Origin of the sequence: Nonomuraea sp. GTA35 (assembly GCF_041950525.1) — a bacterium.
Lineage (GTDB): Bacteria > Actinomycetota > Actinomycetes > Streptosporangiales > Streptosporangiaceae > Nonomuraea.
The window spans coordinates 253962-274482 of the sequence record NZ_JBGNUV010000006.1 but is presented as its reverse complement, the minus strand read 5'-3'; the positions used below and the strand labels follow the sequence as shown (position 1 = coordinate 274482).

20 protein-coding genes are annotated in these 20521 nt (G+C 72.7%); 6 read left to right on the top strand and 14 right to left on the bottom strand.

Annotated features, from left to right (window positions below; translation table 11 throughout):
* Positions 1-10: 10 nt before the first annotated feature.
* Positions 11-892, top strand: coding sequence for a carbohydrate ABC transporter permease (locus ACBJ32_RS27860; RefSeq protein ID WP_375129206.1), 882 nt, complete (start codon positions 11-13; stop codon positions 890-892).
* Complete coding sequence (locus ACBJ32_RS27855; protein ID WP_375129205.1) at positions 889-1749, top strand: carbohydrate ABC transporter permease; 861 nt, start codon at positions 889-891, stop codon at positions 1747-1749. Before ACBJ32_RS27860 ends, ACBJ32_RS27855 begins: the two co-directional genes overlap by 4 nt.
* Here ACBJ32_RS27855 and ACBJ32_RS27850 read toward each other — a convergent pair.
* The 9 genes from ACBJ32_RS27850 to ACBJ32_RS27810 form a co-directional block, all read right to left on the bottom strand.
* A complete protein-coding gene (locus ACBJ32_RS27850) occupies positions 1739-2743 on the bottom strand; it encodes a 2-hydroxyacid dehydrogenase (protein WP_375129204.1) in 1005 nt (334 codons plus the stop codon). The two genes, ACBJ32_RS27855 and ACBJ32_RS27850, sit on opposite strands and share 11 nt — an antisense overlap.
* Positions 2740-3357: a histidine phosphatase family protein gene (locus ACBJ32_RS27845; RefSeq protein WP_357872460.1), complete on the bottom strand. Its 618-nt coding sequence runs from the start codon at positions 3355-3357 to the stop codon at positions 2740-2742. Before ACBJ32_RS27845 ends, ACBJ32_RS27850 begins: the two co-directional genes overlap by 4 nt.
* Complete coding sequence (locus ACBJ32_RS27840) at positions 3354-4775, bottom strand: FGGY-family carbohydrate kinase (RefSeq protein WP_375129203.1); 1422 nt, start codon at positions 4773-4775, stop codon at positions 3354-3356. The genes ACBJ32_RS27845 and ACBJ32_RS27840 overlap by 4 nt, the downstream gene beginning before the upstream one ends.
* A complete protein-coding gene (locus tag ACBJ32_RS27835; RefSeq protein WP_375129202.1) occupies positions 4772-6247 on the bottom strand; it encodes an FGGY family carbohydrate kinase in 1476 nt (491 codons plus the stop codon). The genes ACBJ32_RS27840 and ACBJ32_RS27835 overlap by 4 nt, the downstream gene beginning before the upstream one ends.
* Entirely contained in the window at positions 6247-7479 is a 1233-nt protein-coding gene (locus ACBJ32_RS27830) for a sugar ABC transporter permease (protein ID WP_375129201.1), read from the bottom strand. Before ACBJ32_RS27830 ends, ACBJ32_RS27835 begins: the two co-directional genes overlap by 1 nt.
* A complete protein-coding gene (locus ACBJ32_RS27825; RefSeq protein ID WP_357872469.1) occupies positions 7476-8237 on the bottom strand; it encodes an ATP-binding cassette domain-containing protein in 762 nt (253 codons plus the stop codon). Before ACBJ32_RS27825 ends, ACBJ32_RS27830 begins: the two co-directional genes overlap by 4 nt.
* Positions 8237-9325: a sugar ABC transporter substrate-binding protein gene (locus tag ACBJ32_RS27820; protein ID WP_375129200.1), complete on the bottom strand. Its 1089-nt coding sequence runs from the start codon at positions 9323-9325 to the stop codon at positions 8237-8239. Before ACBJ32_RS27820 ends, ACBJ32_RS27825 begins: the two co-directional genes overlap by 1 nt.
* A gap of 132 nt (positions 9326-9457) precedes the next feature.
* Positions 9458-10423 carry a sugar-binding domain-containing protein gene (locus ACBJ32_RS27815; protein ID WP_357872475.1) on the bottom strand — a complete coding sequence of 322 codons (966 nt, stop codon included), beginning with the start codon at positions 10421-10423 and terminating at the stop codon, positions 9458-9460.
* A gap of 84 nt (positions 10424-10507) precedes the next feature.
* Positions 10508-11476: a DUF5937 family protein gene (locus ACBJ32_RS27810; protein ID WP_375129199.1), complete on the bottom strand. Its 969-nt coding sequence runs from the start codon at positions 11474-11476 to the stop codon at positions 10508-10510.
* Positions 11477-11541: 65 nt separating this feature from the next.
* Between ACBJ32_RS27810 and ACBJ32_RS27805 the strand changes: the two genes are divergently transcribed.
* Positions 11542-12774, top strand: coding sequence for an MFS transporter (locus ACBJ32_RS27805; protein WP_375129198.1), 1233 nt, complete (start codon positions 11542-11544; stop codon positions 12772-12774).
* On the opposite strand, the gene ACBJ32_RS27800 is transcribed toward ACBJ32_RS27805, so the two are convergent.
* The gene (locus ACBJ32_RS27800) at positions 12771-13757 is read right to left on the bottom strand and encodes a LacI family DNA-binding transcriptional regulator (RefSeq protein WP_375129197.1); all 987 of its coding nucleotides are present in this window, start codon (positions 13755-13757) and stop codon (positions 12771-12773) included. The two genes, ACBJ32_RS27805 and ACBJ32_RS27800, sit on opposite strands and share 4 nt — an antisense overlap.
* Before the next feature lie 68 nt (positions 13758-13825).
* Between ACBJ32_RS27800 and ACBJ32_RS27795 the strand changes: the two genes are divergently transcribed.
* Together ACBJ32_RS27795 and ACBJ32_RS27790 are read left to right on the top strand one after the other, a co-directional pair.
* Complete coding sequence (locus ACBJ32_RS27795; protein ID WP_375129196.1) at positions 13826-14998, top strand: CynX/NimT family MFS transporter; 1173 nt, start codon at positions 13826-13828, stop codon at positions 14996-14998.
* 19 nt (positions 14999-15017) lie between these two features.
* The gene (locus tag ACBJ32_RS27790) at positions 15018-15686 is read left to right on the top strand and encodes a hypothetical protein (RefSeq protein ID WP_375129195.1); all 669 of its coding nucleotides are present in this window, start codon (positions 15018-15020) and stop codon (positions 15684-15686) included.
* Here ACBJ32_RS27790 and ACBJ32_RS27785 read toward each other — a convergent pair.
* Together ACBJ32_RS27785 and ACBJ32_RS27780 are read right to left on the bottom strand one after the other, a co-directional pair.
* Positions 15655-16248 carry a cysteine dioxygenase family protein gene (locus ACBJ32_RS27785; protein WP_357872488.1) on the bottom strand — a complete coding sequence of 198 codons (594 nt, stop codon included), beginning with the start codon at positions 16246-16248 and terminating at the stop codon, positions 15655-15657. The genes ACBJ32_RS27790 and ACBJ32_RS27785 overlap by 32 nt on opposite strands.
* Positions 16245-17177, bottom strand: a complete 933-nt coding sequence (locus ACBJ32_RS27780) for an amidohydrolase (RefSeq protein WP_375129194.1) — start codon at positions 17175-17177, stop codon at positions 16245-16247. Before ACBJ32_RS27780 ends, ACBJ32_RS27785 begins: the two co-directional genes overlap by 4 nt.
* Before the next feature lie 415 nt (positions 17178-17592).
* On the opposite strand from ACBJ32_RS27780, the gene ACBJ32_RS27775 reads away from it, so the two are divergent.
* Entirely contained in the window at positions 17593-18582 is a 990-nt protein-coding gene (locus ACBJ32_RS27775) for a LacI family DNA-binding transcriptional regulator (RefSeq protein ID WP_357872494.1), read from the top strand.
* Positions 18583-18658: 76 nt separating this feature from the next.
* On the opposite strand, the gene ACBJ32_RS27770 is transcribed toward ACBJ32_RS27775, so the two are convergent.
* Both ACBJ32_RS27770 and ACBJ32_RS27765 read right to left on the bottom strand, forming a co-directional pair.
* Entirely contained in the window at positions 18659-20005 is a 1347-nt protein-coding gene (locus ACBJ32_RS27770; RefSeq protein WP_375129193.1) for an aromatic amino acid lyase, read from the bottom strand.
* Positions 20006-20014: 9 nt separating this feature from the next.
* Positions 20015-20395, bottom strand: a complete 381-nt coding sequence (locus ACBJ32_RS27765) for a phage holin family protein (protein ID WP_375129192.1) — start codon at positions 20393-20395, stop codon at positions 20015-20017.
* Positions 20396-20521 lie beyond the last annotated feature (126 nt).

Sequence of the window (20521 nt, the reverse complement as noted above, 5' to 3'; positions counted from 1 at the left end):
GGGAAAGCATGTGAGGCGGGCACGCACGTGGCTGCCCGGACTGCTCCTCGTCGCGCCGTCGATCATCCTGATCGGCGTGTTCGTGTACGGCATGCTCGGCTGGAACTTCCGGGTCGCCATGACCGACCAGCACGACGCGGTGTCCGAGGGGAAGTTCGTCGGGCTGCAGAACTTCATCGACATCTGGGATCAGCAGCGATGGCACCTCTCGGTGAATCACGCGATCATGTTCACGATCGTGTTCGTGCTGGGCGCGCTGGTGCTCGGATGGTTGCTGGCGTTCCTCATGGAGAAGGGGATCAGGGGCGAGGGGACGTTCCGGGCGATCTACCTGTTCCCGATGGCCATCTCGTTCGTGGCGACCGGCATCGTGTGGCGGTGGCTGATGAACTCGGGCACGCAGGAGCGGGCGGTCGGGCTGAACCGGCTCTTCGACTGGATCGGGCTGCCGCAGTGGCAGTGGTTCCGGGACCCGGACTGGGGGATGGCGGCGATGGCGCTGCCGGCCATCTGGCAAATGTCCGGATATGTCATGGCACTCTTCCTGGCCGGCTTCCGGGGGGTGCCCGAGGAGCTGCGGGAGGCCGCGCGGGTGGACGGCTGCACCGAGTGGGGCGTCTATCGGTACGTCGTGCTGCCGCTGCTCCGGCCGGTCACCCTCTCCGCGCTGATCATCCTGGGGCACATCTCGCTCAAGGTGTTCGACCTGATCGTGGCGGTGTCCGGCAAGCAGATCATCACCGACGTGCCGGCGGTGTTCATGTGGGTGGCGGTGTTCGACTCCAACGATCCGGCCAAGGGGGCCACGATCGCCTCGTACATCGTGCTCAGCGTGGCGATCTTCGTGATCCCGTACCTGATCTGGTCGGTGCGCAAGGAGAGGCGATCATGACGGCGGTGGCGGGGCGCAGGGCGGCCGTCTTCGGGTGGGCCAGGTTCGGGCTGCTGGTGCTGTTCGTGGTGGTCTTCCTGATCCCCATCTACGTGCTGCTCGTCACCAGCTTCAAGCCGCTCACCGAGGCGGACCCGGGCCAGGCCTGGAACCTGCCGGGGACGTGGACGACCGAGGCGTGGCGGGTGGCGTGGGAGAAGCTCGCCCCCGGACTGTGGAACAGCGTGCTGCTCGCCGTCCCCGGGTCGCTGCTGTCGTGCGCGCTCGGCTCCATGAACGGGTACGTGCTGTCCAAGTGGCGCTTCCCCGGAGCGGACCTGCTGTTCACGCTGTTCCTGTTCGGGATGTTCATCCCGTACCAGGGGGTGATGATCCCGCTGGTGCAGCTTCTCGTGTCGATCGACCAGTTCGCCGGGCTGCAGGGGGTGTTCTACGGCGGCATCCCCGGGCTGGTGCTGGCGCACGTGGTCTACGGCATCCCGATCTGCACGCTGATCTTCCGCAACTACTACGTGACGATCCCCGACGAGCTGATCGAGGCATCGCGGGTGGACGGGGCGGGGCTGCTGCGGGCGTACTGGTCGGTGGTGCTGCCCGTGTCGGGGCCCGCCATCGCCGTGGTGATCATCTGGCAGTTCACCTCGCTCTGGAACGACTTCCTGTTCGCCGTCTTCCTGACCGGGCCGACGAGCTGGCCCACGACCGTGATGCTGAACAACATCGCGGGCGCGCAGGCCACCCCGTACAGCCAGCAGATGGCGGCGGCCATCCTCGCGTCCATCCCGACGATGCTGATCTACGTGCTGCTGGGCCGGTTCTTCATGCGCGGGCTCATGGCGGGGGCGCTCAAGGGGTAGCGACGTGCGCCAGGGGCTCGCCGCGCACGTAGCGGGCCACGTCGGCGGCCACGATCGCGGCGGCCTTCATCGCCGTCTCCTTGCTGGCCCCGGCCAGGTGCGGGGTCATGACCAGGTTCGGCGTCGCGAGCAGGCGCGAGCCCCGGGGGATCGGCTCCTCGGGGAAGACGTCCATCGCGGCGCCGAACAGGTGGCCGGAGTCGAGCGCGTCGCACAGGGCGTCGTAGTCGAGCAGCGCGCCCCTGGCGCAGTTGACCAGGACCGAGCCCCTCGGCATGGCGGCGATCTCGGTGGCGCCGATCAGGCCGGCGGTCTCCGGGGTGGCGCGGGCGTGCAGGGAGACGAACAGGGAACGTTCGAGCAGCTCGGGCAGGCCGACGCTGTTCGGGGCGGCCACGTACGGGTCGTGGACGAGGACGTTCGCGCCGAAGCCCTCCAGCATGCGGGCCACGCGGCGGCCGATCGCGCCGTAGCCGACCAGGCCGACCGTGTTGCCCTCCAGCTCGGGGCCGACGTTGTCGTAGGTGTAGTAGTCGCCGCGCCACACGCCCGCCGCCAGGTCGGCGTGCGTCTGGGGGATGCGGCGGGTGGCGGCCAGCAGCATGGCCAGGGTGTGCTCGGCGGTCGCCACCGCGTTGCGGCCCGGCGCGAACGTCACCGCGACCCCGGCCCGCGCGGCGGCCTCCAGGTTGGCGTTGACCGGGCCGCCCCTGCTCACGCAGAACAGCCGCAGGTCGGGCGAGGCGTCCAGGACGCGCTTGGTGAGCGGGGCCATCTGGGTCACGCACACCTCGACGCCGCGCAGCGCCTCGATCAGCTCCTCCTCCACGTCGGAGGCCTCGTCCACCTCGCCCACCCGGCCGAACGGCACCACCGGCCACGGCAGCGTCAGCTCGCGGATGTCCACCTCGGTGGGGACCGCGTGCCGGATGGCGTCGATGAGCAGGCGGTTCTGGACGAAGTGATCGCCCGCGGCAAGGACTCGGATGGTCAACGAACGGCTCCAATCGGGGAGTTGTACTGCAGCATCGCCACCTGCCCGTCATCGCGGAGGCGCAGCTCGGTCAGGGCGCAGTTGTCCAGGCGCGGGAACAGCCGCCGGTACTCGCCCAGCGGCACGCCGATGAGCCGGCACAGGGCCAGCCTGATGGCGGTCGTGTGCGCCACCACCAGCACGCGGCCGCCCGGATGCGCCGCCGCGATGTCGTCGAGCGCGGCGACGAAACGGCCGGCGGCGCGGTGCGGGTCCTCGCCTCCCGGGAGCGGGTGCGCGGCCGGGTCGGCCTCGAACGCGGCGCGGGCCTCGGGGAAGCGGGCCTTCATCTCCGCCGAGGTGAGGCCGTCGCCCTGGCCGAAGTCCAGCTCCCGCAGCCGCTCGTCGAGCCGTACCGTGGCGCCGGCCTTGGCGGCGGCGGTCTCGGCGGTGATCCTGGCGCGGCTGAGCGGGGAGGCCCAGACCGCCTCCAGGCCCGCTCCGGCCGCCCAGCCCGCCAGCCGCGCGGCCTGGTCGAGGCCGCGCGGGGTCAGCTCGACGTCGGTGATCCCGGCGTAGCGGTTCTCGGCGTGCCAGACGGTCTCGCCGTGGCGGACGAGCACGAGGTCGGTCATCGGGTGGTGGTCCTCTCGCGGGCGTGTGCGGCGGCGGTGGCGTCGAGCCAGCCGCGCCGTTCCAGCTCGGTGACGAACCGCAGGTACGGCTCGCGCAGGTCGGCCCCCGACGGCTCCACGACCGCCCTGGTCCTGATCATGCTCGCCGGGTCGCCGCCCGCCAGCACGGCCATGCCCAGCGCGGGCTCGGCGTTCTCCCGCAGCGTCACGGGCCGCCCCAGGACGTCCGCCCTGAGCCGGGTCCAGTACGCGCTCCGGGTGGCGCCGCCGGTCAGGACGAGCTCGCCGTCCACGGGGGCGCCGAGGAGGTCGAGGTAGTCGAAGCACAGGCGCTCGACGAAGGCCGCCCCGAGCAGGATGGCGGCGTACCGCTCGACGTCGTCGGCCGGCTCGCCGAGCGTGAAGCCCTCGGCGCCGGGGGCGTCGAAGGGGAACCGCTCGCCGCGCGACACGAGCGGGTACGTGACGGCAGGGGGCAGCTCGCGGGTGGCCGCCTCGGCGCTGAGCGCGTCGAGGTCGCGGCCCGGCAGGTCGCGGGTCAGCACGCCCGCACCCGTGCTGGACGCGCCGCCCGGCAGCCAGGACCCGTCAGGAGCCCGGTGCGAGTACACGACGCCCAGCGGGTCGTGGATCAGCTCCTTCGTCACGCCCTTCAGCACGAGGGTCGTGCCCAGCACGGAGTTCCAGCTCCCCGCCCGCAGGGCCCCCGCGCCGAGCTGGGCCGCGCAGCCGTCCGTGGTCCCGGCGATCACGGGGGTGCCGGCAGGGAGGCCGGTCTCCTCGGCCGCCGCGGCGCACACCACGCCCAGCCGGGTGCCGGGCCGCACGACCTCGGGCAGCATCGCGCCGGGAACGCCCAGCGCGTCGAACACCTCCAGCGGCCAGCGCTCCTCGATGAGGTCCACGCCGGTCTTGAGCGCGTTGCTCAGGTCGGTCGCGACGGCGTGCCCGGTCAGGCGCCGGTTGACGAAGTCGCTCTGGTGGGCGAGCCGGGCTCCGGCCGGCGCGTCGCGCAGCAGCCACAGCAGCTTCGGCAGCGCCCAGTTCGGCTGCATGCGCCGGTACCCGAGCCGCTCCCACACCTGCGCCCCCGCCTCGTTGGCCCGGGAGGCGTCGGCGCGGCGGTCGTCGTACATGAGGGCGGGCGTCAGCGGGCGGCCCGACGTGTCCGTGAGCAGGATCGTTCCAGAGGTCGCGGCCACCGCCACGCCCTCGACGGGCCCGCCGGCGGAGCTCACCGCCTCGCGGGTGGCCGCGGCCAGCTCGCGCCACCACTGTTCGGGGTCCTGCTCGTGCCGGGGACCGTCGCGGTGGCTGGTCAGCGGCCGGCTGCCGGTGCCGAGCACCCGGCCGTCGGCCGCGACGGCCATCGCCCGCACGCTCTGCGTCCCGAGGTCGATGCCGATCCACGCGCTCATGGACGGCTCCTCATGTCGCCCAGCAGCGGCCACGTGCCGGAGCTGGTGCCGCGCAGGGCGAGGAAGTCCTGGAAGAGCCGGTCGTAGAAGGCGCGGCGGCCGGGGTCGGGCTCGACCGCGTCGCGCAGCCGTACGTGCTCGGCGGCGGCAGCGGCCACGGACGGCGCGGCGCCCGTGGCGGCCAGCCCCACCAGGTACGCCCCCCGTGCCCCCACCTCGGTGTCGGCCGAGCGGTGCACGGGCAGCCCGGTGACGTCGGCGATCAGCCGCAGCCACGTGGCGCTGTTCGAGCCGCCCCCGCACACCCGCAGCTCGCCGGGCGCCGCCCCGGTCGCCGCCAGGCAGTCGCGGATGACCATCGTGAGCCCTTCGAGCACCGCCCTGGCCACGTCCGCGCGGTCGTGCTCGAACGACATGCCCAGCAGCGCCCCGCTGGCCAGCGGGTCGGAGAACGGCGCCCGCTCGCCCGCGGGCGACAGGTACGGCAGGAACGCCAGCCCGCCCGCCCCCGGCCGGCTCGACATCGCCAGCTCGCCCAGCTCGGCGGGCTCCGTCAGCCCCAGCAGCCGGCACGCCCACTGCACCACCTCGGTCCCCGCGAACGTCGGGAACGCCCGCAGGTAGCCGCCGGGCAGCGCGATCGTGATGCCGATCGGCTCGCCGTCGAGGTCGGGGGAGCCGACGACGACCTCGGTGCAGAGCGTCGTGCCGAGGATGCCGCACGCCTGCCCGGGCTCCACCGCCCCCGCGCCCAGCGCGGTCGAGGCGATGTCGTACGGGGCCATCACGACGGGCGTGCCGGCGGCCAGCCCGAGCGCGGCGGCCGCCTCGGCGGTGAGCCCGGCGACGGGGCAGGGGCGGACCTGCGGGAGCAGCCGCTCGGCCCAGCCCAGCCCGAACATGGACAGCAGCTCCGGCGCGTACGCCCGCGCCCGCAGGTCCATGAACGGCGCCGACGCGTCGGACTCGTCGGCCACCAGCTCCCCGGTCATCCGGGAGAAGATCCACCCGCCGCAGGTCAGCATGGTGCTCGACCGGGCCAGCCGCCCGGGGGCGTGCTCGCCCAGCCAGGCGAGGACGGCGTGCGGCAGCCCGGACGCGGCCGAGGAGCCGTTGACCCGGAACGCCTCGGCGGCCAGCCCGTCGCGGGTCCACCTGTCGACGATCGAGGCGGCCCTGGCGTCGTTCCAGAGGACGGCGGGCCCGGTGGGCTCGCCGTCGGCGTCCACCAGCCAGCAGCCGTCGCCCTGGGCCGTGACCGCGACGAAGTCGGCGCCGCCGACCTGGGAGGCGACCTCGCGCACGGTGGCGGCGACCGCGTCCCAGACGGCGTGCATGTCCTGCTCGGCGTGGCCGGGCGCGGGCCTGGACACGACGGTCCCGCGCCTGGCCACGGCCGCTTCGGCGCCGGTGGAGTCGTACCCGACGGCCTTGATGACCGTGGTGCCCGCGTCGACGCAGATGATCGCCATCAGGCCCTGCCGTGGGAGGTCCTGGACCGGCGCGACACGGAGTCGACGATGACGGCGAGCAGCAGCACCGCCCCGGTGACCACGAACCGGATCGAGGAGTCGAGGTTGAGCAGGGTCAGGCCGCTGGAGATGGACTGGATCACGATGATGCCGAGCAGCGCGCCGAACGCGGTGCCGCGCCCGCCGAACAGGCTGGTGCCGCCGATCACGGCCGCCGCGATGGCGTTGAGGTTGACGTCGCCCGCGCCGCTGCTCTGGTTGGCCGCCGCCAGCCGGGCCGCGGCCAGGATGCCGCCGACCGCGGCGAACGTCGAGCAGAGCACGAAGACGGAGGTGTAGACGGCCCTGACGTTGATGCCCGCGCGGCGCGCGGCCTCCACGTTGCCGCCCACGGCGTAGACGGCGCGGCCCCACTTCGTCCGCGACAGCAGGTAGTGCATGATCAGCACGAGTGCCACGAAGAAGACGAACATCCAGCCCACGCCGCGCGTCTGCCCGAGGTACCAGACCACGAACGCCAGCACGGCCAGCAGCGCCACGCTCCTGAGGGCCAGCGTGGAGACGCCCTTGGCCGACAGCCCGGCCCTGCGCCGCTCCCGCGCGTGCAGGTATCCGCCGGCGAACAGCCAGACGGCCGCGATCACGGCGAAGGTGTACGACAGCCAGGCCGGTACGAAGTCGAGCTGGGCGAAGTTCACCAGACCCGAGTCGAACGGCAGGTTGATCGAGCCCTTGGTGCCCAGCACGTAGAGCTGGAGCCCCAGGAAGCCCAGCAGCCCGGCCAGCGTGATGACGAAGCTGGGCACGCCGAACCGGTTGAAGAGCTGCCCGTACAGCCAGCCGATGACGGCGCCCATGAGCACCGACGCCAGGATGGCCAGCCAGACCGGCAGTCCCTCGCTCACGAACAGCACCGCCAGCACCGCCCCCGACAGGCCGCTGACGGAGCCGACGGACAGGTCGATCTGGCCGACCAGCAGCACGCAGACGATGCCGAGCGCGATGATGCCGACGGCGGCGGACTCCAGGGTGAGGTTCACCAGGTTCGCGCTGGACAGGAAGATCGGGTTCAGGATCTGGAACACCGACCAGATGACGATGAGCCCCACCACGACAGGGATGACGCCCAGGTCGCCGCCGCGGGCCCGCTCGACCACGTCGGTCAGCGCGCCGCGCAGCCCTTCCCGGCTCTGGAGCCGCTCGTCCTGGCGGTCGGTCGCCGTTGTCGTCACGACCTCTGTCCTTTCTGGGCGCGCCGGGACACCACGTTGTCGGTGGCGCCGGTGATGGCGGCGACGATGTCCTCGGTGGAGACGCTGCCCACGTCGAAGAGCCCGTTGTTGCGGCCGAGCCGCAGCACCGCGACGGTGTCGGCGACGGCCTTCACGTCCGCCATGTTGTGGCTGATCATGATGACGCCCAGGCCGTTCTCGCGCAGCCGCTCGACCAGGTTCAGCACCTCGGCCGTCTGGGCCACGCCGAGCGCGGCGGTGGGCTCGTCCAGGATGATGACCTTGGGGTCGCCGAGCAGCGACCTGGCGATGGCCACCGTCTGGCGCTGGCCGCCCGACAGCGCGGCGACCGGCACCCGCACGCTCGGGATCTTGGCGGAGAGCTGGCGGAGCAGCTCCCACGAGCGGGTCTCCATGGCCACGTCGTTCAGCCGCAGGGGGCGGATCTCCTGGCCGAGGAACAGGTTCTGGATGACGTTGAGGTTCTCGCAGAGCGCCAGGTCCTGGAAGACGGTGGCGATGCCCAGCTTGTGGGCGGCGGCCGGGGTGGGGATCTCCACCTCGCGGCCCTCGAACGTGATCGTGCCGCCGTCCGGCGGGTGCACCCCGGAAAGGATCTTGACCAGCGTCGACTTGCCCGCGCCGTTGTCGCCGACGATGGCGACGACCTGGCCGGCCGCGACATCGAGCTCGATGTCGGTGAGCGCGGCCACGGCGCCGAAGGTCTTGCTGATCCCGCGCAGGGACAGGACGGTCATCACTTGATCCCGAGCTCTTCGCAGCCCTTGGCGTACTCACCGGAGCAGACGTCGGCGGCCTTCATGATGCCGCTGTCGAACAGCACCTCCTTGATGTTCTCCTTGGTCACGACCGTGGGGACGAACAGCTCGGACGGCGTCTCGTAGAGGGTCGTCTTGCCGGCGGGCTTCTTGCCCTGCATGAACTCCCAGGCCACGTTGGCCGACGCCTCGGCGACGATCTTGATGGGCTTGGAGATCGTGTTGTACTGGTCGCCCGAGATGATGCGCTGGGCGGCGGCCACCTCGGCGTCGTTGCCGGTGACGGGCGGCACCTTCACGCCCGCGGCCTTGAACGCGGCGATCGCGCCGCCGCCGGTGCCGTCGTTGGCCGCGACCACGCCGACGATCTGGTCCTTGAACTGGGTGATCTGGCCGCTGACCCAGGTCTGGGCCTTCTCCGGCTGCCAGTCGGGAGTGTCGTACTCGGCCAGCAGCTTGAACCCGCTCGGGTCCACCGCGCTGTGGATGCCCTTCTTGATCAGCCCGGCCGCCGCGTCCGTGGGCGAGCCGTTGACCTGGAGGATGCCGCCCTCGGCGTTCTCCGCCTTGAGGTGGTCGACCAGCGATTGGGCGATCAAGGAGCCGATCTTCTCGTTGTCGAAGGAGATGTAGTAGTCGGCCGGGGTGGCCGGGATGGGCCGGTCGTAGGCGATGATCGGCACCTGCTGCGCCTGCGCGGACTTGACGATGGTGGCCGCGGCGGCGGAGTCGACCGGGTCGATCACGATGGCCTTGACGCCCTGGGCGAGCGCGGAGTTGGCCTGCTGCTGCTGCTTGGCGGCGTCGGAGTCGGCGTTCTGGTAGATGACCTCGCAGGTCGGGCAGAGCTGCTTCATCCTGGCCTCGAACAGCGGCTTGTCCTGCAGCTCGTACCGGGTGGAGGCGAGGTCGGGCATGAGGAAGGCGACCTTGGCGTTCTGCACGCCACCGTCGCCACCGCCGGTGCCCCCGCCTGCGTCCGAGCCTGAGCCGCAGGCCGCCAGCACGGAGACTGCGAGCACTGCCACTGCGGCGAACGCGGAGGTCCGCATATGAGCTCTGTTCACGGGTTTTTTCCTCACTTACGCCGGGTCTGAACGCAACCTGCCCCCGACACAGGGAACGCCTTCACATGAGCGCACACCCTGTGGTGCGGCTCACGTTAGCGCGCGTTCAGAAACTTTGTCCAGCAAAAGTGTTCAGACTTGGTGAGCGGCTGCCAGGAGGCCCTCCGCCGTCGGCGTATCCGTCACGAGCTGGTTGAAGTACCCGCCCTTCGCGCCGGCCACGATCGAGAGCACCTTCTCCGCGCCGACCGCCACGGCGATCGTGTGGGGGATGCGGCGCAGCTCCTCCGGCTTGGCGGCCACCAGGCGCTCGCTGCCCGGGTACGTGACGGGCGCGCCGTCGCGGTCGTAGGTCCGCATGCACACGTCGCCCACCGCCTGGCGCAGGCCCTCGGCGTCGCGGGGCATCAGGGAGGGCACCATCTGCCTGGTCAGCGGGGGCGAGCCGACGCCCACGACCGCGCACTTGGCGTGCGCCCACAGATCCATGACGCGGCGCACGGAGGGCTCGTGCTGGAGCGAGTAGAACAGTTCGGGCCCCGGCAGCGCGGGCGCGTAGAGGTAGGCGGGCACGCCGCCGATGCGCTCGGCCAGGATGCGGGTGGTCTCGTTGGTCTGGAACCAGGGCTGCGGCTCCTCCTGGCCGCCCACGGCGGGGGCGATCGTGACGCCGGGGTAGTGGCCGAGGCCCTCGCGGGCGCACTCGTACACCGTGGTGCCGGAGGAGACCAGCACGACGTCGCCCGACTCCAGGCCGACGGTGGCCAGCGCGCGGGTCACCCCGGGGGCCAGCCACGGGCCCAGCGCCGGGCCGCTGACCTTGGGCACCAGGTGGACGCGGTCCAGGCCGAGCGCCCGCGCCACCTCGGCGGCCAGCGGGCCGTCGCCCAGCGCGGCCGGGCGGTGCACCTTGATCTCGACGATGCCCTGCTTGCGGGCCTCGGTGAGCAGCCGGCTCACGGTCGCCCTGCTGACGCCCAGGCGTTTGGCGATGTCGCCCTGGGTGGCGTCCTCCAGGTAGTACTGCTGGGCCGCCGCGTACATCAGCTCGTGGGGGAACCTGGCCTGAGCCTCGGGTGCGACGTCGGCGGCATTCATTCGCGCGCTCCTGGGTGCGGTGCGTGAACATTTTTGCAGAACTGATGCGCAACAACTATAGCTTCGTGCTTCCCGGAGCGCAGGCTAGCCGTTGATCAAGGCGTCGCCGAGTGGCGTGCGCGCGTACAACACGCTGCGGCCCGTACGCGTGCCCGCGATCAGCCCCGTCCTGCGCAGCGCGGCGATGTGCTCGCCCGCGGTGCCCACGCTCTGCCCGAGCAGGACGGCGAGCTGGGTGGTGGTGGCGGGCTCGGCCAGCTCGCCCAGGATGCGGGCCCGGCTGCGCCCGATCAGCGCGGCCAGGTCCCGCGGTGGCGGTGCCGGCGCGGCCGCGATGCCCCTGGCGGGATAGACCATCGCGTACGGCCAGTCGTCCTCCAGGTAGGTGCCGATGGTCTCCATGAACGCCGAGGGCACGAAGAGCAGCCCCTTGCCGCCGAGCCGGTGGCTGCCCGTGGAGTTCATCTCGATCTCGATCCGGCCGCCGGCCCGCCAGTGCACCTTCGGGCTGAGGTCCTCCAGCGCCGCCTGCCAGCCGTACGCGGCCAGCCGCCCGGCCCGGTAGGCCACGTCCCGCTGCAGGATCGCCCGGAAGCGCGGCCAGTCGTGGGCGAGGATCTCCGTCCACAGCGCCTCGTACGCATCCGCGAACCGCGCCACCACCTCGGGCCCCAGCAGCAGCTCCCTGACCCAGCGGGCCACCGGAGGGCGCTTGGCCAGCACCCGCTCGATCTCCGCGTGCGCCTGCGCCGGCGGGGTCGCCCGCATGGCCGCCAGCTCCGCCTCGAACGGCACGTCCACGGCGGTCGGCGGAGGCGCGATGAAGTCGACGTTCGCGTCCCCCCTGTTGCCGCTGACGGCGCCGGCGGCCCGCAGCACGGGATGCCGCCGCACCAGCTCCCTGTACGTCCCGCGCCACCGCGCCACCCACGGGCCGTGCGCGCCCGCCCGGTAGCGGCCCGTCAGCACCCACTGCGCGTGCATGGTCTCGATCAGGGGCGAGATCGCGAACCTGCTCGCCATCAGATCCTGCGGAACGACCTCGATCGTCATCAGCACCTTTCGGTTATATCCGAAGAATTCGCCCCAGAGCAGGGGCCGGACCCAGCATCGTGAGCGTGAAAGCAGCGACGTTCGGCGAGGTGTTCGCCGTCAGGGAGTTCAAGGTGCTCTTCGGCAGCTTCGTGCTGCTGATCGCCGGCGACGGGGTCAAGATGCTGGCCCTGTCCGTGCTGGTGTACGAGCGGACCGGGTCGCCGGGGCTGTCGGCCGCGGCGTACATGGCCGGGTGGCTGCCGTTCTTCCTCGGCGGGATGTTCCTGCTCTCCCTGGCCGACCGGCTGTCGCCGCGGGCGCTGATGATCGCGGGGGAGCTGGTCAGGGCGGTCACCTGCCTGCTGCTGGCCTACGCCGGGCTGCCCGTGTGGGGCCTGCTGGCCCTGGTGGTGGCCACGGGACTGTTCTCGCCGGTGTTCTTCGCGGCGCGGGCGGCGATGCTGCCCGAAGTGCTGCCGGGCGACGCGTTCGTGCTGGGCCGGTCGGTCCTGAACGTGGCCTCGGCCGGGGCGCAGATCGTGGGGCTGGCCGCCGGGGGAGCCTTCCTGGCCTTCGCCGGGCCGCCAGGGGCGCTGGCGGTCACGGCCGGGCTGTCGGTGGTGGCGGCGCTGGTGCTGCGGTTGGGGCTGCCGTACCGGGCGGCACGGCAGGCCGGCGGGCAGGGGCGGCAGGCTGGTGGGCAGGGGGCGGTGCGGCAGACCTGGCAGGTCAACCGGCGGCTGCTGGCCGACGGGCGGGTGCGCGGGCTGCTCCTGGCCGGGTGGCTGCCGTGCGTGTGCCTGGCGGGCGCGGAGGCCATGGTCGTGCCCTACCTGGGCGGGCAGGGAGAGGCCGGGGTGGTGCTCGCGGCGGCGGCCGGCGGCATGGCGGTCGGCGAGTTCGTGGTGGGGCGGTTCGCGGCGCCCGCGCTGCGGGAGCGGCTGTCGATGCCGCTGGCGGTGCTGCTGGGGGTGCCGTGGCTGGGGTTCGCCGCCTCGCCGGGGATCGGCTGGGCGGCCGCGCTGGCTGCGGCGGGAGCGGCCGGGCTGGCGTACCAGCTCGGGTTGCAGCGGCGGTTCGTGGACGCGGTGCCGGAGGAGGCGCGGGGGCAGGCGTTCGGGTTGCAGTCGGCGGGGCTCATGACAGGGCAGGCGGTGGGGGCGGCGCTGATCGGGGCGCTGGGCGAGGTGATCGCGCCGGGGCAGGCCATCGCCGTGTCGGGCGCGGCGGGGATCCTGGTCGCGCTCGCGCTGGCCCGCGTGTTGCGGCCCGCGCCCGCCCAGGTCACGGCCCAGCCTTCCCCGAAGCGGGCCTAGCCTTCCGGAGGGAGTTCGCCCGAGCCGCGGGGGATGAGCCGTACCGGGAGTTCGAGGTGCTCGGACGGGCCGCCGTCGCCGCGCAGGCGGCGGAACAGCAGCTCGGCCGAGACCCGCCCCATCCACGACGGATCCTGCGCCACCACGGTCACCCCCGGCCTGAGCAGGTCGGCCAGCTCGAAGTCGTCGAACCCGACCAGCGCCACCCGCCGCCCTTCCAGGGCCCGCAGGGTGGTCACGGTGTGGCGGCCGTTGCCGGTGAACAGCGCCGTCGGCGGATCGTCCAGGGCGAACATGCGTGCCAGGTCCTCGCGGGCGGCCTCCATCGCGGGCGGCCGCATCGACACCAGCCGCCCGTCGAAGAGCCCGCCCAGCTCCTCGCGGTAGCCGCGCAGCCGCTGCGAGGCCGTGAAGATGGCCGGGTCGTCGCCGAGGAAGGCGATCCGGCGATGGCCGTGCGTCATGAGGTGGCGGACCGCCTGCCTGGCCCCGCCCACGTTGTCGGTGAGCACCGTGTCCACGTCGATCCCCGCACCCGGCGGCCGGTCGGCGAACACCACCGGCGTGCCGGTCTCCAGCTCGGGCCGCAGGTACGTGTGGTCGTCGCCCGCGGGCACCATGATCAGCCCGTCCACCCGGCGCGCGCAGAACGTCTCGACCAGCTCCCGCTCCCTGCCGGGCTCCTCCCCGGACGAGCCGCTCAGCAGCAGGCAGCCGTGCTCGATGACCACGCCCTCCACGGCCCTGCTCAGCCCCGAGTAGAACGGATCGGCCACGTCCTCGATGACCAGCCCGATCGTGGCGGTCCTGCCTCTGCGCAGCACGCGTGCGCTCTCGTTGCGGCTGTAGCCCAGCCGGTCGATGGCCGCGCGCACCCGCTCGGCGGTGGCGGGGTGCACGCCGGGCTCGCCGTTCACGACGCGCGAGACGGTCTTGAGCGCCACGCCCGCCGCCGAGGCGACGTCCTTCATCGTCGGTCTCACGCCTGGATCATGTCTCATGCGGCAGGGGCAGACAACGTTGTCAAGGCGTTGTGCGAGAGTGGTCCTCTATGTCGTTGAGATCCGCCTTGCTCGTGACCGGGTTCGCCCTGGCCGCGCTCAACCTCCGCCCGGCCATCGCGGGCATCTCCCCCCTCCTCGACGAGATCATGAACGACGTCGGCCTCTCGCCCGCGGGCGGCGGCGCGATCACCACGGTCATGGTGGTCTGCCTGGGCGTGTTCGGGCCGGTCACGCCGCTGCTGGCGCGGCGCATCGGGCTCGACCGCACGCTGATGGCCGGCCTGCTGGTCATCGCCGCGGGCGTCGCGCTGCGCGGCCTGGACGGCGCGCCCGTCCTCTACCTCGGCTCCGCCCTGGCCGCCACGGCCATCGCCGTCATGAACGTCTCCATGCCCGGCGTCGTCAAGCAGCACTTCCCCACCCGGGTCAACCTCATGACCGGCGTCTACGTCTCCTGCGTGGTGGCCGGCGCCGCGGCGGCGTCCGCCCTGGTCATCCCGATCGAGCACGCCACCGGCTACGGCTGGCGCGGCGTCTCCGCCCTGCTCGCCGTGCCCGCCCTGCTGGCGGCGCTGCTCTGGCTCCCGCAGGCGCTGCGCGAGCAGGGGGGCGGGCAGAACGGGCCGCGGCCGTTCGGCACCGTGCTGCGCAGCCGCGTCACCTGGTACGTCACCGGCCTCATGGGCCTGCAGTCGCTGACCTTCTACGTCATGCTGGCCTGGCTGCCCACGATCTTCCTGGAGGCGGGCCTGGCCGCAGACCAGGCCGGTTACCTGCTCAGCCTGACGAACGCGGTCCAGGTCGGCACCTCGCTGGCCGTCCCCGTCCTGGCGGGCCGGCGCGCCTCGCAGGTCCCGTACGTGGTCGGGGCCGGCGTGCTGACCGTGCTCGGCTACCTCGGCATGCTGCTGGCCCCGACGACCCTGCCGTGGGTGTGGATGATCGTGCTCGGCATCGGGCAGGGGGCCTCGTTCGCCCTGGCGCTGCTGATCATCGCGCTGCGCCCGTCCGATCCCGCCGAGGTGACGGCGCTGTCGGCCGTGGCGCAGTCCGTGGGGTACGTGATCGCGGCCGTGGGGCCGCTGCTGTTCGGGTTCCTGCGGCAGGTCTCGGGCGGGTGGACGGTGCCGCTGCTGGCGGGGCTGGGGGTGCTCGCGGGGCAGATCCTGGCGGGCTGGTTCGCCGGCCGCCCTGCTACGTTGGGCAGAGCCGACCCTTAGATCCTCCAGGAGTTGCAGCGTGCTGACCGAGACGCTCCAGCGGATGGCCGACGGGCGCGGCGGGGTGATCGGGGTGGAGCCCGGCCTCGTCATCGAGCCCGACGAGAGCTGGACACCGGTGCGCGAGCTGGTGCGGGAGCCGTACACGCTGCTCACACGGCTCGTGGACGAGACGGCCGCGCGCTGGAACGCGCCGCGGCACGTCGGCGCGGCGCTGTTCTGGAAGACCTACGGCTACTGGCACACGCTGCCCATGGCGCTCGGGTGGGCGCTGGACGGGCGGGTGCCGGTCATGCGGCTGGCGGAGACGTACTTCAAGGTGTCCGGCGCGGGGGTGACGCTCGCGGCCACGCGCGTGAGCTGGGCCTCCGGCGCCGGCGCGATCCGCGAGGCGCTGGAGGAGTCGCAGCGGCCGCTGGTCGAGGCGATCAGCTCCCTGGCCAGGGTGGGCGAGCGCACGTTGTGGGGCTCCACGGCCGAGGCCATCGCCCACCCGCTGACCTCGATCGTGCCGGGCGACTACATGAAGCTGCTCAGGGAGCTGGGCCGGCCGCTCGACGGGCTCGTCGAGCCCGTCGGCGACGGCTACTTCCGCAGGACCTGCTGCCTGTGGATCGCGCTGCCCGGCGTGGAGCCCTGCGGGAGCTGCTGCGTGCTCAGGCCACGGAGCCGACCGGATCGGGGCTGAGCGCCGTCACGCCGGCGGGCTCGGGGGCGACCGGCTCGGGGCCGGTGTCCATCGGCCGCAGCTCGTCGGCGTAGCTCACCGAGACCCGGCGCATGACGCCCGTGCCGTCGATCGAGTACTGGCCCAGCCGCCACAGCGGCGGCGAGTACGCGTGGATCGACACGCTCTGCTCCACCGCGCCGGTGAGCCGGTGGATGTGGTCGGGCCCGAACGAGAACGACTGCCCCTCGGGAACCACCGTCTCCAGGTGCTCGCCGCCGATGCGCGGGTTGCACTCCTTCAGCGCGCCCTGGACCACGTGCACGGCTCCCGAGGAGGTGTCGTGGTCGTGCCAGCCCGTGTCGTCCTCGGGGCGCCAGCACAGCAGCCAGACGTCCACGTACGCGTCGCGGTAGAGCGAGGCGTAGTGACGGCCGCCGTCGGCCGGGAAGTCCACCTGGTCGCGCCACTCCGCGGGGTTGGCGGCCAGCTCGTTCACCAGGTCGCGCAGCTCGCGCCGGTCGAGCACGCGCTCCGGGAGCCTGGCACAGGTGCCCCCGTCCTGGATCTGCTCAGTGTTCACGTACGAGTCTCCTTTCCGCTGATGAGGCGACGGGGGTTGACGACCTTGATGGCGTGGTCGGCGGCCGCGCCGAGGCCGGGTTCGGGTGCTCTGGCGTAGGGGGCGTCGGAGCCGTTGACGACGACGTCGATGCCGAGCTCGCGGACGATCGCGTCGATGGCGCGCGGGCCGTAGGAGGAGGTCTCCACGAAGAAGTTCGGGTCCACCAGGCCGCGCCCGCCGCCGCCCCTGGCGATCAGGCGCTCGGAGTGCAGCGGCGCCAGCCCCGCGAGCAGCGCGAAGCAGACCCGCAGGCGCGGGTGCCTGGGGCGGACGACGGCGTGGAAGTAGTGCCACGACGCGTGCATCTGCTGCACGTACGGCACCAGCGCGGGCCACCACGGCGGCGTGGCGGGCGCCTGCTCGCCAGGCGGGGATGGTGGCGTGGCGGATGCGTGCCCGCGGTACGGGAACGGTGGCGTGCCGATCGCGGGCCCGGCCGGACCCGGGTGCACGAACAGCGGCAGGTCGCGGCTGGTCAGCACCTCGAGCAGCTCGTCGCCGGGCGTGGCCGTGGCCGGGATCTGCAGCCCCGCGAACCCGCGGTCGAGATCCTTGGCCAGGCGGTCGGGGTCGGGCTCGCTGTGGCAGGTGGCCGCCCAGGCCCCGTAGGGCTCGCCCAGCGCCAGGGCGCCGTCGTGGTAGGCGTCGATGAGCGGCCAGCACTCCTCGGGCGGCAGGAACTCGATGCCGAGCGGGCTCGACAGCGACACCAGCGCCAGCTCCAGGCCGGTGGTGTCGCGCTGCTCGTGGTCGGCGGGATCCACCTCGTACGGCGGCTCGCCGTCGAGGACGAGCGTCCAGCCGTCGAGGTACGGAGGGGTGTCGCGGGCGCGCAGGGCATCGACGAACGCACTCGTCCACAGGTGCTGATGCACGTCGACGCTCATCGGCGGGCGCCTCCTTCCGCTATTTCCTACTCACAATACATGTAAACGCTCTGTGCTGCGACGTCCATACCGTGAACCGTTTCAGTGATACGGTTCAGTGAACCGCTTCACTTACCGCTTGTCAACGGGCGGGTGCTCCCGGAGGGCCGCCACGAGCTCGGCGAGCGCCGGCTGGGCGGCGGCCGAGGCGCGGGGACCGACGGCCACGAGGGAGGGCCGCCGGCGCCGACACCCCCGCCCGGGGTGAGGGCGAGCGGGGGCAGTTCCTTGCGGGCGTCGATCAGCCGGTGCCGGCGTTCGACCCGGGATACGACGGGGTGCGGCTGGTAAGCACGGATTTACGGGATGACGGCAAACCTGACAAATCGATGACAGGGAATCTGCTTCTGTCGGCGTCACGCAATAGGCTTGCGGAATGCCTCGCAAGAGAGCGACCATCCGTGAGGTGGCCCAGGCCACAGGCCTGTCACCGGCGGCCGTCTCCTACGCGCTCCGCGGCCTGCAGGTGTCGGAGGAGACCATGGAGCGGGTGCGCGCCGCCGCCGCCGAGCTCGGCTACGAGGCCGATCCCATCGCCAGGGCTCTGGCCAGCGGGCGCACCGGCATGATCGGCCTGCTGTGCGGCTCGCTGGAGGATCTCTGGCAGCAGTCCCTGGCGGTCGGCATCAGCAGAGGGCTTCGGGAGAAGGACCGCTACGCCCTCATCCTCGACGCGTTCGGCGATCCCGCCAGGGAGCGGGCCCTGGCCCAGCAGCTCCGCGACCAGCGCGTCGACGGCATGATCGTGCAGCCGATCGACCCGGCCGCCGAGTTCTGGCCCGAGCTGTGCGAGTCGCTGCCGGTGGTGGCGATCGGCGACTCGATCTCCGGCACCGCCGGCGAGGTCGTCTTCGACAACCGCAGCGGGGTGACGCTCGCCCTCGAGCACCTGCGCGCGCTCGGCCACCGTCGCGTCGCCGTGCTCACCTCGACCCAGGCCAGCACGCCCGACCGGCCCGCCGACGTGTACGTCACGGCCGAGGCCGACCGGCTGGGGCTGGACATCGAGGTCGCCACCGCCCCCCACGGGCTGGCGGGGGCCACCGCGGCCGCCCACGAGCTGCTCAGCGGAGAGAAGCCGAGCGCCGTGTTCTGCTTCGCCGACTCGATCGCCTACGGCGTGTACGCGGCGGCGCAGGAGCTGGGGTTGTCGATCCCGGGTGACGTGTCCGTCATGGGCTACGACGATCATCCGATGTCGGGGCTGCTGTCGCCGGGGCTCACGACCGTCGACTGGGACATCGCCGGGATCGTGCGGGCGGCGGTGCGGCTCATCTCGGCGGCCGCCGACGGCGGGGCCCGGCGGCGGCGCGTCATGCAGAAACCCACGCTCAGGGAGCGCGGGTCGGTGGCGCGCGTGCCCTGAGATCGCGCTGGTGGCGCGCGTGCCCTGAGGTGGCGCCGGTCGGCCGGGTGCCTTGAGGCCGCGCGTCCTGGGGCGCCTAGCCGGGTGACAGCGCGCTGCGGGAGTCCTCCAGATCCGCCGTGAGGGGGCGGTCAGGGCCCGGGGCGCGCAGGGCGCGGGTGGCGGCGGTGCGCTCGCAGGCCAGGACGAGCTCCAGGGGCTCCACGCAGGACAGGGCGTGGCGGGCGGCCTGGGTGGCGAACCCCGCGTGATCCTCCACGCCGCGCGAGATCACCGCCGTGCCCGTGGTCACCGGGCCGGCCAGGTGGCGCAGGGTGGCCAGGGCGTCCTGGGCCACGTACTCGAGGATCAGCGCGCCCGAGGCGCCCGGCCGGTCGGCCAGGAACGGCAGGCGGCCGGTGTAGGCCGGGTCCATGAGCGTGGCCAGGCGGGACGTGCTGAGCTGGGCCGTCTGCACGAGCGCGGCCCGCAGCGCGTCGAGCGCCAGGGCCACGGGGGCCGAGTGGAAGTTGCCGTTGTGCCAGGCGAGGGAGGCGGCGAAGAGGGGGTTCTCGGTGGCCGCGTTGAGGTCGGTCTCGATCGTGGTGACGGCCCGGCCGAGCGTGTCGAGGGCGGCGCCGTGCACCTGGGCGAAGGCGCGGAAGCCGTACGGGTCCTGGACGCGGGTGGTGGGCTCGGGGGCGAGCAGGCCGCGCAGCCGGGCGGCCACGACGGCCTGGCCCGGTTGCGGCCGGGCCTCCTGCACGACGGCGGCCAGCGGCTCGGGCGAGGCGTCCACGGCGGTGAACGACATCACGGCCACGTCCATGGCCGCGTCGAGGAGGTGGCCCAGGCGGTGACAGGCGAGGGCGGCGTCGGCGAGGGTGGCGGCGCCCGAGCTGATGAACGGCAGCGCGTCATCCGAGGTGAGGGGGTGGCGGGGGCCGCGTCGGGATGGGGTGGGAGCGTGCGCGCGCGATGCTGGAGGGTCGTGGTGCCAGGGGAGCTCGCCCAGGAGGCACAGGGCCGTGGTGGCGAGGGCCGTCAGGTCGCCGGTGCCGATGGCGCCGTACGTGTGCAGGGGCGGGGTGTAGCCGTGGTTGATCGCGCGGGCCAGCGCGAGGCAGACGGCCGGGTCCACGCCGGAGCCGCCCGCCAGGATCTGGTTGAGCCGGACCACCAGCATGGCCCTGGCCCGGGCGGGCGGGATGGGCGGCCCGGCGGCCACCGTGTGGCTGCGCAGGAGGTCGAGGCCCGCGCCCGCCACCACGACGTCGCGGTTGGCGCCCACGCCGGTGCTCCTGCCGTACACGGGGCTGGTCAGCTCCTGGGCGGTGACCCACGCGGCCCGGGCACGATCGAGGGAGGCGATCGTGACCCGGGCCCCGCCGTACGCGACCTCGTGGACCTGCGCGCAGGTCAGGCCGGCACCGTCGAGCTCCATGGGGGAGGGTCAGTCCTTGTCGGGGATGAACAGGCCGAGCAGCCAGCTCACCAAGCTGACGATGACCGCGCCCCAGAACGCCGCCGGGTAGAAGTTGTCGACGTGGAAGGGGATGTCGAACTCGCCCGCGATCCAGCTCGTCAGGTAGAGCATGGCGGCGTTGATCACGAGGAGGAACAGGCCCAGGGTCAGCACGATGACGGCGCAGCCGAGCGCCTTCACGATGGGCTTGACGATGGCGTTGACGACGCCGAAGATCAGCGCCACGAGCAGCAGGACGCCCCAGTATCTGGCCGAGTTGGTGGGAGCGTCGACGTCGATGCCGTCGATGAACTGGATGGCCACCCACAGCGCCACCGCGGCGGCGAGGGTTCTGATGATGAATCTCACGCTGGTTGATCCTCCCACTTGAGATCGGCACTCGATAGAGGGCGTAGTCACAACGATGCCCGACCGTCACTGTCCGTAGTCCCGGTTATCGTCGCTCCAACGGGGGAACAGGCGTGCAGGGGAGGG

Bases quoted from the DNA above. Each gene is read 5' to 3' on its own strand.
- ACBJ32_RS27825 (WP_357872469.1), bottom strand. From the start codon at position 8,237: ATGACCGTCCTGTCCCTGCGCGGGATCAGCAAGACCTTCGGCGCCGTG.
- ACBJ32_RS27775 (WP_357872494.1), top strand. From the start codon at position 17,593: ATGCCTCGCAAGAGAGCGACCATCCGTGAGGTGGCCCAGGCCACAGGC.
- ACBJ32_RS27795 (WP_375129196.1), top strand. From the start codon at position 13,826: ATGTCGTTGAGATCCGCCTTGCTCGTGACCGGGTTCGCCCTGGCCGCG.
- ACBJ32_RS27815 (WP_357872475.1), bottom strand. From the start codon at position 10,423: ATGAATGCCGCCGACGTCGCACCCGAGGCTCAGGCCAGGTTCCCCCAC.
- ACBJ32_RS27835 (WP_375129202.1), bottom strand. From the start codon at position 6,247: ATGGCGATCATCTGCGTCGACGCGGGCACCACGGTCATCAAGGCCGTC.
- ACBJ32_RS27770 (WP_375129193.1), bottom strand. From the start codon at position 20,005: ATGGAGCTCGACGGTGCCGGCCTGACCTGCGCGCAGGTCCACGAGGTC.
- ACBJ32_RS27855 (WP_375129205.1), top strand. From the start codon at position 889: ATGACGGCGGTGGCGGGGCGCAGGGCGGCCGTCTTCGGGTGGGCCAGG.
- ACBJ32_RS27845 (WP_357872460.1), bottom strand. From the start codon at position 3,357: ATGACCGACCTCGTGCTCGTCCGCCACGGCGAGACCGTCTGGCACGCC.
- ACBJ32_RS27780 (WP_375129194.1), bottom strand. From the start codon at position 17,177: ATGAGCGTCGACGTGCATCAGCACCTGTGGACGAGTGCGTTCGTCGAT.
- ACBJ32_RS27840 (WP_375129203.1), bottom strand. From the start codon at position 4,775: ATGAGCGCGTGGATCGGCATCGACCTCGGGACGCAGAGCGTGCGGGCG.
- ACBJ32_RS27810 (WP_375129199.1), bottom strand. From the start codon at position 11,476: ATGACGATCGAGGTCGTTCCGCAGGATCTGATGGCGAGCAGGTTCGCG.